Origin of the sequence: Rhodococcus sp. ARC_M6 (assembly GCF_022810305.1) — a bacterium.
Taxonomy (GTDB): Bacteria; Actinomycetota; Actinomycetes; order Mycobacteriales; family Mycobacteriaceae; genus Rhodococcus_F.
This window is the reverse complement of sequence record NZ_JALGQH010000030.1, coordinates 64,311-75,889: the sequence shown is the minus strand read 5'-3', so window position 1 is coordinate 75,889 and position 11,579 is coordinate 64,311. Positions and strand designations below refer to the sequence as shown.

The following is an 11,579-nucleotide window of genomic DNA, read 5'->3' as shown; positions in this document are numbered from 1 at the left end:
GTGATGGTGGATGTGCCTGCGTCAGTGGGTGTTCCGGCGAGGGTTCCGTTGGTGAAGGTGATTCCGGTGGGGAGGCCGGTGGCGGTGAGGGTGGGTGTTGGGTAGCCGTTGGCGGTGAAGGTTTGGTTGGTGATTGCGGTGCCGACAATGCCGTTCAGGGTTGCGGGGGTGTTGTCGGTGAAGGTGGGGGCTGCTGGTGCGGGGGTGACGGTGAGGGTGACGGTCTTGGTTGTGGTGCCTGCGCTGTTGGTGGCGGTGATGGTGATGGTGGATGTGCCTGCGTCAGTGGGTGTTCCGGCGAGGGTTCCGTTGGTGAAGGTGATTCCGGTGGGGAGGCCGGTGGCGGTGAGGGTGGGTGTTGGGTAGCCGTTGGCGGTGAAGGTTTGGTCGCCGATTGCGGTGCCGGCGATAGCGCTCAAAGTCGCAGGTGTGGTGTCGGTGAAGGTGGGGGCTGCTGGTGCGGGGGTGACGGTGAGGGTGACGATCGTGGTTGCGGTGCCTGCACTGTTGGTGGCGGTGATGGTGATGGTGGATGTGCCTGCGTCAGTGGGTGTTCCGTTCAGGGTTCCCCTTCCGGTTCCGAAACCGGTGTTGGTGAAGGTGACTCCGTAGGGGAGGCAGGTCGCAGAGAGGGTGGGTGCAGGATCGCCGCTGGTGGTGAAGGTGCTTTCGGTGAGAGCGGTTCCGGCGATGCCGGTCAGGCTGACGGATGTGGGGCCGCTGAATGCCGGGGGGTACCCGCCACCGCCACCGCCACCGCCAGGGCAACCAGCGGTGGCAATGGGACCGATTGCACGGTGTTGGGGGCAGTCAGGGTCGGTGATGTCCGCGCCACCGACTGCGCTGCCGAGGGTCATCGCAAGTGCGAGGGCGGCGGCTGCGCATGCTGCGGCGGTGCGGGACCAACGCAAAAGCGGACGTGGTCGTGCGGGGACGGTCATAGGTGGGATGCCCTTCGTAGCGCAATACGCACCCGAAAGGTGGGTGCGTAGCGGCCACGGAAAGGTAACCACCACATGGAAGATATCGGACATTTTGGCGATAAGCACGCATTTGCTGTGGCCGTTTTAGTCCATTGAGGACGTTGGACGAAAGTCCGCCCAATTGAAATTTGCTCGATGCCGCAGAGTTTTTGCGATCAGGAGCGGTTTCAGGAGTTGGTCAAGTTCTCGAATCATCACTGTCCTCCGGGGTGCTCGGTGCCTGAACATACCTTGGTGAGGAGGGGCTCGAGCGCATTTCGGATGGCGTAGCGAAGGTCTTTATATGCGGCCTATCGACTGAGTCAGTGCACCGGCAAAGGCAGAAAGTCGTTCACGGGTATAGGTTTCGGGATCACTGACAGCCAGTCGACCGAGCATTTCCACGAATGAGAGCATGGTGTGGGCGAGTAGAGCCGGGTCCAGGCCTTCGAGTTTCGGTTCGAGTGCGATGCCGGTGCGTGCCAGTTCTTCGGCCCGGGCAAGGATCGAGTCGCGGGCGAGCTTCAGGAGGCCGTGATACTCGCTCGGCGCATTTTCCGCGGGCGTGAGGATCAAGCGCCAACGAGTGGGATTCTCCAGTACTGCTTCGACGAATGCGCCGACGGTTCCGGCGTACGACGCAGCGGGGCCAATGTCACTCATATCGGTGGGCATGGTCGAAAGAACCTGAGTGACTGCTCGCTCGTGTTCGCGTCGTAGGAGAGCGTCGACCAGATCGGTTCTCGTGTCGAAGACCGTGTAGAGGACCGGCTTGCCGACGCCGGCCTCGGCGGCGACGCCTTCCATGCTGAGATTGTGGAGCCCCGTGCGGCCGGTGATCGTGAATGCGGCGTCGAGCAGTTGTTTCCGGCGCTGTTCCGGTGCCATGCGGGGAGCGTACTTACGTCGTGGCGTATCCGTCGTGTCTGCTTGTTGCCTGATCATCGTGTGCCTCACCTCCGTTCCCGCCCTAAGCTGCCTGCGACTTTACATTGAATCATACGGCATCGTTGTATTCGAAAGAGTCAATTGTTACGGTGGCGTTGTATTCAATCCTGGCTCTGTCCGGCGTACGAATGGGGAACCCGAAAATGTCTGAACTGATGATGGATCGTCGCGAGGACTATGGCTTCTTCGGCCCGGGTTCGCCGAGTTGGAAAATCTGGGCTGCACCGACGGCGTTGATCGGGTTTCAGAGATCGGTGGTGCTCGAACACTTCGACCCCTACCTGGCTGCTGCCGTGGCCGACATGAACGGGATCTACAGCGATCCGGCGGGGCGACTCGATAGAACGTTGGCGTATTTCCTTACCGTTGCAACCGCAGACGGACGGACCGCAATGGCGTTGTCCGACCACCTGATGACTGTCCATGCGCAGGCCACTGGAATCGAGCCGATCACCGGATCTCGTTACAGTGCAAACAATCCGGCTTCCCAACTCTGGATTCATGTGACGGGTTGGCATTCAGTGCTCAAGTGCTACGAGATGTACGGGCCAGGTCCGTTGTCTGCTCTCGAAGAGCAGCGGTACTGGGAGGAATGCGTGATCGCCGCAGAACTGCAGACCTGCAAGGCGTCGGATGTTCCGCGTTCCCGAGATGAGGTGCGCGAATACTTTGCCGAAGTTCGACCCAGGCTGTGTACCTCCGAGCATGCCAACCGTGCGATGCACTATCTGCTGCGAACGCCTCGAGCGGAAGGAAGGACGAAGTTCGCGGCATTCAGTCGGTTGGTGGCGCCGGCGACAATCGCAACCCTGCCCGGGTGGATGCGAATGTTGGGTGGGTTCGATCAACCGGCGCTGGTGGACAAGGCAATTGCACCGGCGGTGCGGACTGCAGTGCGCGTGGGTAGTTCGCCCAGGGCAATGAAGGCTGCGCTGAAAGTTGTTGCGCCGATGACCGGTAAGGTGCTGGAACGTCATCTGCGCGACGATCAGCCCGTCGATCCGAGGGTTGTGTCACCAGCAGAGATTCGGGCACGTTTCCCGCGGACCATGACAGCAACTGAACCGAGTCCTGTTTGACGCAATGCGTGCCTGGGTAACCCGGTCCGGATGCCATCAGCGATAAGGGGCCTGCAGTGGATGAGTCTGTCGTGGACAAGGCGCACAAGATCCGTCGACGATCGTTTGTTCAAGGTTTGGGGTTGATGGCAGGACTCGGCGCATTGTCGGTGGGATCGGCCTCGGCAGGCCTGCCCACGTTGCCGAACATCGATCCGTTGCGGCCACTTCAGTTGCCGTCGCCGAGGCTGGAACCCTTCCGTCAGAGCCTGGCTGTTCCACCGATCGTGACGGGCAGTGGCATCGACCTCGGTGCGGCGTCGTCGATGCATCGTTTTCATCCCGACCTTCCGTACTCGCCGTCGCTAGGGTACGGCGGAATGGACTATCTGGGACCGACGATCGAGGCTCACGTCGATCAAGCCGTGCAGGTGCGATACACCAATAACATTGGTGTACATCCATTTGCAGCTGATGTCGACCCAGGTCTGCATGGCGTCAGCGACCTCGATCGCTCTCAGGTTCCCACGTCGCTGCACCTGCACGGCGGAGTGACCGCGCCTCAGTACGACGGTCACCCCGAGCTGATTCAGCGGCCGGGCGAAGGATTGACACACGAGTACGCGCCGGGTCGAGTTGCCGGAAACCATTGGTACCACGATCATGCAATGGGAATGACCCGGCTCAATGTGTCCGCGGGGCTCGCCGGCATGTACTTGTTGCGCGACGATGCGGATAGCGGGACATCGTCCAATTCGCTCGGTCTGCCGTCGGGTGAGTTCGAGATTCCGATGATCTTGCAGGACAAGATCTTCACCTCCGACGGCCTTCAGAGCGTTCGTTCGATCTGGACGACGCCGCAGGGGCAGTGGGATCCGGCGACACCGGGCGACGTGGGGGTCGTGAATGGTGTTGTGTGGCCGAAGATCGAGGTGGCGCGGGGAATGTATCGCTTGCGACTGCTCAATGCGGCGTCGTACTCGACCTTCAGTCTGTATTTCGAAAATCGTATGCGGTTCTGGGTAATTGGTACCGAAGGCGGGCTTCTTGTCTCGCCGGCGCCTACTGATCGTATTCGGCTGAGTCCGGGGGAGAGGGCAGACATTCTGGTCGATTTCCGTGGGGTCGAGGCTGGTACGGCGATAGAGTTGCGCAACGACGAACCAGTACCTCTCGCTGTGGCACAACGCGGTACGGTGCTGATGCCGGTGTTCTGCAGGTTCGTGGTGGGCAATGCGACGGGGTTCAACGGATCGGTTCCCCAGCGGATGGGCCCGGAGTCGGTTCAGCTGGGGAAGCCGGATGTGGTTCGTGATCTCACGATCATGCAGATTTCACGCCCGGCCGACTATCCGTCGATGATCATGTCGCTCAACAACTTGCGATATACCTCCGATGATCTGGAAATGCCACGGCAGGGAACAATCGAGCAGTGGAACCTGATCAACGTCACGACGGAACCGCATCCGATTCATCTGCACCTGGTGACTTTTCAGGTCTTGGGTCGGCAGAGTATCGATGCCTCGGCGCTGACAGCGAAGTATCCGGTGCCGGATATCGGTGCGAGGTGGACTCCGTCGGCCGACGCCTTCGTGACCTCGCCGATGCGGCCACCCGAAGTCTGGGAAACGGGGGCAAAGGACACCGTGGTCGTGGACGCCAACTCCATAACCCGAATATTGATGCGCTTTCCGACGGCCGACGAATTGAGTTTCGATCCCGATGCGACATTCCCGAGGAGCGGGATGGCAGATCACAGCGGGCACGGCGGCAGTGGCGTCGGCGACCTGCAGGGGTACGTCTGGCATTGCCACATGCTCGATCACGAGGACCACGACATGATGTTGAGGTACCGCCTGGTGACGTAACCTCGCATAGGAGAGACGTTCCCCTGAGGAGGCTGCTGTGTCGGAAGGTGTGCCCACCGGGCCCCTGGACGGATATCGGGTGATCGAACTCGGGACATTGATCGCGGGACCGTTCGCCGGAAAACTGCTTGGCGACATGGGCGCCGACGTTATCAAGATCGAATCTCCCGATCGTCCTGACCCGCTCCGGACCTGGGGACAGGCCGAGCAGGACGGCCACCGATTCTTCTGGACGGTTCACGCACGCAACAAGCGGTGCGTCACGTTGGATCTACGAGTCGCCGCCGGTCGCGATTTGTTTCTCGATCTGGTGGAACACGCCGATGTTGTCGTCGAGAACTTTCGACCGGGCACTCTCGAAAAGTGGGGTTTGGGCTTCGACGTACTGAGTGCGCGCAATCCGAAGTTGGTGTTGGCCAGAGTGTCCGGGTACGGGCAGACCGGCCCCAAGGCGAAGAGTGCCGGTTACGCCTCGGTTGCCGAAGCTGTCAGTGGCTTTCGGCATTTGAACGGTTATCCCGGGCAGGCACCGCCGCGGATTGCGCTGTCCCTCGGCGACTCCCTCGGTGGAATGTTTGCCGTGCAAGGCGTATTGGCGGCTCTGCTGTCCCGCGAGCGAACCGGACGTGGGCAGGTAGTCGATGTAGCGCTCACGGAATCGTGTCTTGCAGTACAGGAGTCGACCATTCCGGATTACGACCGCGGTGGCATCATCCGGCAACCCTCGGGCACTCGGTTGGAAGGGATTGCGCCGTCCAACATCTATCAGACCTCCGAGGGAAACTGGGTTGTCATCGCGGCAAATCAGGACACGCTCTTCGTGCGTCTGTGCGCCATCATGGACAGACCGGAGTTGGCACAGGATGATCGGTTCTCGAATCACGTTGCGCGAGGAAAACATCAGGACGAACTCGACGATTTTATCGCCGAATGGGTCAAGGATCAGGATCCGGTGACACTGGTCGATCGGTTGACGGACGTCGGAGTTGTTGCCGGACCGATCAATACGGTGGAAGACGTGGTCAAGGATCCGCAGTTGATCGAGCGCGGAATGTTGGTCGATCACTTCGACGAGCGGATCGGCGAGAACGTCCTGGGGCTCGGAATCGTGCCTACGTTCAGCGATACTCCGGGGTCCGTTCGTTGTGCCGGAGCGTCGTTGCCGGGCGTCGACAACGACGCGATCTGGGGTGGACTTCTGGGTATCTCTACCGAAGACCAGGCTGCGTTGCACAAGGAGGGCGTGATCTGACATGACGGTGACCAGTGTGAGTATCCGTGAAGTCGGACCACGTGACGGCCTGCAAATCGAAGACCCCGTGCCGTTGGCAGAAAAGCTGCGACTCATCGAAGCCCTTGCTGCGACGGGTGTTCCGCGTATCGAGGCGACGTCATTCGTCTCGCCCCGCGCAGTGCCGGCACTGGCAGACGCGGAGCAGTTGGCGGCAGAATTGCATCGCTGGCCCGGTATCGAATTCTCGGCTTTGGTTGCCGGAACCGGAGGAGCGAAGCGCGCCGTTGCCGCCGGTATAAAGACCGTCGAATACGTAGTATCGGCGTCGAATGGTCACAGCGAGGCCAATGTTCGTTCCACTACCGAGCAGGCTACTCAGCGGATCGGGGAGGTCGTCTCAATCGTTCACGACGCTGGTGGCCGTGTCGAGGTCATCGTCGCGACAGCCTGGGACTGTCCGTTCGACGGTCCCACCGATCTTGATCGTGTTTTGCGAATTGCGGAGCATGCTAAATCTTTCGGGGCCGATCAGTTTTCGATAGCCGACACCATCGGCACCGCCACCCCGGGGCGCGTCGGATGTCTGATCGAGGCGATCAACGCCAGAGTGGGAGATTTCGCCCTCGGCGTTCATTTCCACAACACCCGCGGTAGTGGTCTGGCCTGCGCATTGGCCGCTGTTCAGCATGGGGTGCAAAATCTCGACGCGTCCACGGGTGGGCTCGGTGGTTGCCCGTTCGCGCCCGGTGCCAGTGGCAACATCGCCACCGAAGAGTTGGTCTACATGCTCGAAGACATGGGCATTGCGACGGGGATCGATCTAGACGCGTCCGTTCGCGCCGCCGCGATGGCGGAGGAAATTGTCGGCCACGCAGTTCCCAGTAATCTCTTGCGTGCCGGCGACCGCATTCGCCGATAGTCAACTTAAGGTCAGCCTGGACTGTTTTCTGTTTTCCATCTACAGTCGTGGTGTGACTGAGCCCACGTCTGATGTGAAAGTGACCCGCACGCAGGTGGAACGCACCGCTGCGATGCGAGGACGGCTGCTCGACGCAGCAGTCGAATCGCTGGTCGAGTTGGGCTATGCGCGAACGAGTACCCAGGAGATCGCTCGCCGAGCCGGGGTCTCGCGGGGGACCCAGCTGCATCACTTTCCGACGAAGGAATCGCTTGTGGTTGCGGCTGTCGAATATCTGGTGGACAAGCGTTTGGCAGAGATTCTCACTGCTGAAGTCGGCAGTGGACGCGGTCTGGAGATACTCGCGGATGCATTTTCCGGTCCACTGTTTTATGCCGCGTTGGAATTGTGGGTCGCGGCCCGAACGGATCCCGCCCTGCATGCCGCGACAGTGCCACTCGAACGCAAGGTGAGTGAGGCTCTCGAGCTCGGCAGCGCCGAGGTGTTCGGGGATCGTTTCGACGCCGAAACCGTAGAACTCACCATCGAACTTGTCCGCGGACTGGCTGTGTCCGCACTCTTCCGTACCCCCGAGGCGGACCAAGCGCTCAGATCGCGTTTGTTGCCGGCCTGGCAATCCCGAGTGGAGAAGCAGTGAAACTTCCCGAACATGTCGAAACACTCATCGTTGGTGCAGGATTCGCCGGGATGGGACTGGCCGCACGAATGCTCCGCGACGACCCGACGGCCGATATTGTCTTGATCGAGCGGGGCGCGAGCGTCGGCGGTACGTGGCGGGACAATACGTACCCGGGGTGTGCGTGCGACGTTCCGACGGCGCTGTACTCGTATTCTTTTGCGCCCAGCCCAGATTGGAGTCACACCTTTGCTCGCCAGCCCGAAATCTATGCGTACCTCGAGAAAGTGGCTGCGGACACCGGTATTGATCACCGGGTGGTTCTGAACTGTGAACTCGAAGAAGCGGTTTGGGACGGCGATCTGACGTTGTGGCACATTCAGACCTCAAACGGATCATTAACGGCGAAGGTGCTGGTCGCCGCCACCGGAGCGTTGTCGACGCCAAATATTCCCGACCTTCCCGGTCTCGGGAAATTCTCCGGAACCACTTTCCACTCTGCGACGTGGAACCACGAACATGAACTGAGCGGCGAGCGCGTGGCGGTGGTCGGAACAGGCGCTTCTGCAGTGCAATTCGTTCCCGAGATTGCTGATCCCGCAGCGCACGTCACGGTATTCCAGAGAACGCCAGCTTGGGTGATTCCGCGCACGGATCGAGCCCTCCCTTCAGTTCAGAAGGCGCTGTACGCAAAAATTCCCGCTACGCAAAAGGCCGTTCGCGGCGCTGTTTACGGCTTCCGGGAGGCGCTGGGTGCGGCGATGTCGCATGCAACCTGGGTGCTGCCGGCTTTTGAAAAGGTGGCGCGCCTGCACCTCTATCGGCAGGTGCGAGACCCGGAGTTGCGTCGGAAACTGACTCCGGACTTCACTATTGGATGCAAACGGATGCTGCTCTCGAACGATTGGTTGCGGACGCTGGACCGCGACGATGTCAGTCTGGTCGATCAGGGTGTGGTGTCGGTGACCGAAGACGGCGTCGTAGACGCGGCTGGCAATGAACACGCGGTAGACACCATCATCTTTGCCACGGGATTCACTCCGGCGGAACCCCCCGTTGCGCATCTGGTTACCGGTGTGCGTGGGGAGACCTTAGCGACGCACTGGGCGGGAAGCCCCAGCGCGTACAAGGGCACGAGCGTCAATGGTTTCCCGAATCTCTTCCTGATGTACGGGCCCAACACCAACCTGGGGCACAGTTCCATCGTCTACATGCTGGAATCGCAGGCCGAGTACGTCAATGCCGCCCTGCACACCATGCGGAGAGAGGGGATCGACGTCGTGGAGGTCGAGGATTCGGCGGTGTCGCAATACAACCGATATGTACAGCACGAAATGCTGCACACGGTGTGGAGCAAGGGCGGATGCTCGAGTTGGTACATCGATTCGCAGGGGCGTAATTCGGTGCAATGGCCTACATTCACGTGGAGGTACCGTTCATTGCTGAAACGCTTCGACCGTGAAAACTACAAGACCCGCGCCGCTACGGGTGTTCGAGTATGACGACGACCCACTATGACGTCATAGTCATCGGATCAGGTTTCGGCGGTAGCGTTGCGGCACTTCGGCTGACGGAGAAGGGATATCGCGTCGGGGTGCTCGAGGCCGGAAGGCGTTTCTCCGACGACGAGCTTCCCGAAACCAGTTGGCGACTGCGAAAGTATCTGTGGGCGCCGTGGATTGGGTGTTACGGGGTGCAGCGCATTCATTTGCTCCCGGATGTTCTGGTGATGGCGGGCTCCGGGGTCGGTGGTGGATCACTCAACTACGCCAACACTTTGTACCAGCCGCCGAAGAAATTCTTCGAGGATAAGCAGTGGGCGCATATAACTGACTGGCACGAGGAGTTGGCGCCGTACTACGACCAGGCAAAACGAATGTTGGGTGTTCGCACCAATCCGTCGTTCACTCCGGCGGACGCGGTGATGAAGGAAGTTGCGGAAGAGGTGGGGGTGGGGGAGACATTCACCTCCACCCCGGTCGGAGTCTTCTTCGGGGACCCCGGGGTTTCCGTGCCCGATCCCTTCTTCGGCGGAGTGGGTCCGAACCGAACCGGGTGCACCGAATGCGGTGCCTGCATGACGGGCTGTCGTGTCGGGGCAAAGAACACCCTGGTCAAGAACTATCTCCATCTTGCGGAGCGTGCCGGTGCCGTCATTCACCAGCTCACCACCGTGACGGATCTCCGGCCGATCGCAGGCGGCGGATACCGTCTGCGATCGCGGCGTACGGATGGTGTGGTCAAACGGGAGCGGATATTTACGGCCGACCGCGTTGTGGTGGCTGCGGGTACCTATGGAACAGCGCGACTCTTGCTCGGGATGAAAGACTCTGGCGCACTGCCTAACTTGTCGAACATGTTGGGTACCGTCGTCCGCACCAATTCGGAAGCAGTGCTGGCCGCCACGGCGAAGTCGCGTCGCCGCAACTTCACGCAGGGAGTCGCGATCACGTCGTCCTTCCATCCCGACGATCACACGCACATCGAACCGGTCCGATATGGAAAGGGCAGCAACGCAATCGGCCTGTTGCAGACAGTGCTCAGTGACGGCGGCGGGAAGACTCCGCGGGTTCTGAAGACACTCGCCGTCGCAGTGCGCCACCCCGGGGCCTTCATTCGTTCACTGTCCGTGCGGAACTGGTCGGAGCGAACCGTTATCGCACTTGTCATGCAAACTGACGACAATTCTCTCGAGCTGTCCAAGAACCCCCGAAGATTCGGTCGCGCGCTTACCAGCCGTCCCGGGCCGGGGGCGCCTCCTCCCCAGTGGATTCCGCAAGGCCACACTGCTATTCGTAAGATCGCCGAGAAGATTGACGGCGACCCCGGTGGTTCCATCGCGGACGTCGTCAATATTCCTATGACTGCACATTTCCTCGGAGGTTGTGCGATAGGCGATTCGGCACAGACCGGCGTCGTGGATCCGTATCTGCGTGTGTACGGGCATGAAGGATTGCACGTGATGGACGGATCTGTTGTGAGCGCCAACCTCGGCGTCAACCCGTCGTTGACCATCACCGCGCAGGCTGAGCGTGCTTGTGCCTTGTGGCCGAACAAGGGTGCCGTCGACGCTCGCCCCGAAGCCGGAAAGCCTTATGTACGTATCGATCCGACGTTGCCGTCGAACCCTGTAGTGCCCGCGCATGCGCCCGGCGCGCTTCGCCTGCCCTTGATCGTCCGAGCTGAGAAGGTCCCCGATGTGGAGCGTTCCTGAATCCGAGACAGGCCGAACAGAATGGCCCGTCAGTAGTCCGCCGCCGTGGCCGGCACGGGTGCGGGCCACGTTGTGGTGGCATCGCAGCACGGCAGCAGGTCGTGAACTCGGGAAGGGAAGTCGGATCATTCCCGTCACGGTGGCGATGATGGTCGATTATCTCGATTCGCCGGTCGGCCCGTACCGAGAGATATTGGCCAGTCCGGTGTTGCGGATGCCGAGCAGGCGGATCGGACCGATGCCGCGGATGGCGGTGCCCTTCATTGCAGTGGATTCGGAAGCATCCGTTCACGGCGGACGAACCCATTGGCAACTCCCGAAGGTTCTTGCCCGTTTCGACGGGACGGTCCTCGGAAACATGGCCGCGCAGGGTGACGGATGGAAAGTTGGTTCAACCGTGAGAGCGAAGGGCCCGCGGTTACCCATCGCCGGTGCGTTGGGTTTTGCGCAACCCGAGGCGGCGGGCGGGCTGGCGATCGCATCGGCGAGGCTGGCTGGCAGGTTCCGATACGCCCGCGTCGACGTCGAATCCGAAGGTACGACTTTGCCGAGTTGGCTGGTGGCCGGCTCGCATCGAGGGATTGTGATCACAGACGGAAAGATGAGGACCGGCCCGGCCAAGCATCGATAGCTTGAAATAGGTGAAGGCCGCTCAGCGTAATTGCTGGGCGGCCTTCGGTGTCGGCGTCCCACAGGCGCCTCTCGGCGGATGGTCGCTCGTAGCGACAAATGGGGTGGGGCCCGGGGCTTGTTTCGGACG

Annotated in this window: 10 protein-coding genes; 8 read left to right on the top strand and 2 right to left on the bottom strand. The window is 60.9% G+C overall.

The genetic code is table 11. The features are described from left to right. Positions 1 to 1,049, bottom strand: a 1,049-nt coding sequence (locus MTX36_RS29985) for a putative Ig domain-containing protein (RefSeq protein ID WP_308198246.1), incomplete at its 3' end; no start/stop codon positions are given. 213 nt (positions 1,050 to 1,262) lie between these two features. Then, a complete protein-coding gene (locus MTX36_RS24135; protein ID WP_243622161.1) occupies positions 1,263 to 1,907 on the bottom strand; it encodes a TetR/AcrR family transcriptional regulator in 645 nt (214 codons plus the stop codon). Between the two features lie 146 nt (positions 1,908 to 2,053). Here MTX36_RS24135 and MTX36_RS24130 point away from each other — a divergent pair, with 146 nt between their 5' ends. From MTX36_RS24130 to MTX36_RS24095, 8 genes are all read left to right on the top strand, one after another. After that, the gene (locus MTX36_RS24130; RefSeq protein ID WP_243622160.1) at positions 2,054 to 2,989 is read left to right on the top strand and encodes an oxygenase MpaB family protein; all 936 of its coding nucleotides are present in this window, start codon (positions 2,054 to 2,056) and stop codon (positions 2,987 to 2,989) included. Between the two features lie 125 nt (positions 2,990 to 3,114). Next, positions 3,115 to 4,836 (top strand): multicopper oxidase family protein, encoded by a 1,722-nt coding sequence (locus MTX36_RS24125; protein ID WP_243622170.1) that lies wholly within the window; start codon positions 3,115 to 3,117, stop codon positions 4,834 to 4,836. Between the two features lie 37 nt (positions 4,837 to 4,873). Further along, entirely contained in the window at positions 4,874 to 6,088 is a 1,215-nt protein-coding gene (locus tag MTX36_RS24120; protein WP_243622159.1) for a CaiB/BaiF CoA-transferase family protein, read from the top strand. 1 nt (position 6,089) lies between these two features. Then, a complete protein-coding gene (locus MTX36_RS24115; RefSeq protein WP_243622158.1) occupies positions 6,090 to 6,989 on the top strand; it encodes a hydroxymethylglutaryl-CoA lyase in 900 nt (299 codons plus the stop codon). A gap of 112 nt (positions 6,990 to 7,101) precedes the next feature. Beyond that, on the top strand, positions 7,102 to 7,626 hold the full coding sequence (locus MTX36_RS24110; RefSeq protein WP_243622169.1) for a TetR/AcrR family transcriptional regulator: 525 nt from the start codon (positions 7,102 to 7,104) through the stop codon (positions 7,624 to 7,626). Beyond that, a complete protein-coding gene (locus tag MTX36_RS24105; protein ID WP_243622157.1) occupies positions 7,623 to 9,107 on the top strand; it encodes an NAD(P)/FAD-dependent oxidoreductase in 1,485 nt (494 codons plus the stop codon). Before MTX36_RS24110 ends, MTX36_RS24105 begins: the two co-directional genes overlap by 4 nt. Beyond that, positions 9,104 to 10,819, top strand: coding sequence for an FAD-dependent oxidoreductase (locus MTX36_RS24100; protein WP_243622156.1), 1,716 nt, complete (start codon positions 9,104 to 9,106; stop codon positions 10,817 to 10,819). Before MTX36_RS24105 ends, MTX36_RS24100 begins: the two co-directional genes overlap by 4 nt. Then, positions 10,803 to 11,450, top strand: a complete 648-nt coding sequence (locus MTX36_RS24095; RefSeq protein WP_243622155.1) for an acetoacetate decarboxylase family protein — start codon at positions 10,803 to 10,805, stop codon at positions 11,448 to 11,450. The genes MTX36_RS24100 and MTX36_RS24095 overlap by 17 nt, the downstream gene beginning before the upstream one ends. Positions 11,451 to 11,579 lie beyond the last annotated feature (129 nt).

What these genes read in the sequence shown, in the direction of transcription:
- MTX36_RS24135 (WP_243622161.1), bottom strand. Translation starts at nt 1,907, where the DNA reads ATGATCAGGCAACAAGCAGACACGACGGATACGCCACGACGTAAGTAC.
- MTX36_RS24130 (WP_243622160.1), top strand. Translation starts at nt 2,054, where the DNA reads ATGTCTGAACTGATGATGGATCGTCGCGAGGACTATGGCTTCTTCGGC.
- MTX36_RS24125 (WP_243622170.1), top strand. Translation starts at nt 3,115, where the DNA reads ATGGCAGGACTCGGCGCATTGTCGGTGGGATCGGCCTCGGCAGGCCTG.
- MTX36_RS24115 (WP_243622158.1), top strand. Translation starts at nt 6,090, where the DNA reads ATGACGGTGACCAGTGTGAGTATCCGTGAAGTCGGACCACGTGACGGC.
- MTX36_RS24110 (WP_243622169.1), top strand. Translation starts at nt 7,102, where the DNA reads ATGCGAGGACGGCTGCTCGACGCAGCAGTCGAATCGCTGGTCGAGTTG.
- MTX36_RS24100 (WP_243622156.1), top strand. Translation starts at nt 9,104, where the DNA reads ATGACGACGACCCACTATGACGTCATAGTCATCGGATCAGGTTTCGGC.
- MTX36_RS24095 (WP_243622155.1), top strand. Translation starts at nt 10,803, where the DNA reads ATGTGGAGCGTTCCTGAATCCGAGACAGGCCGAACAGAATGGCCCGTC.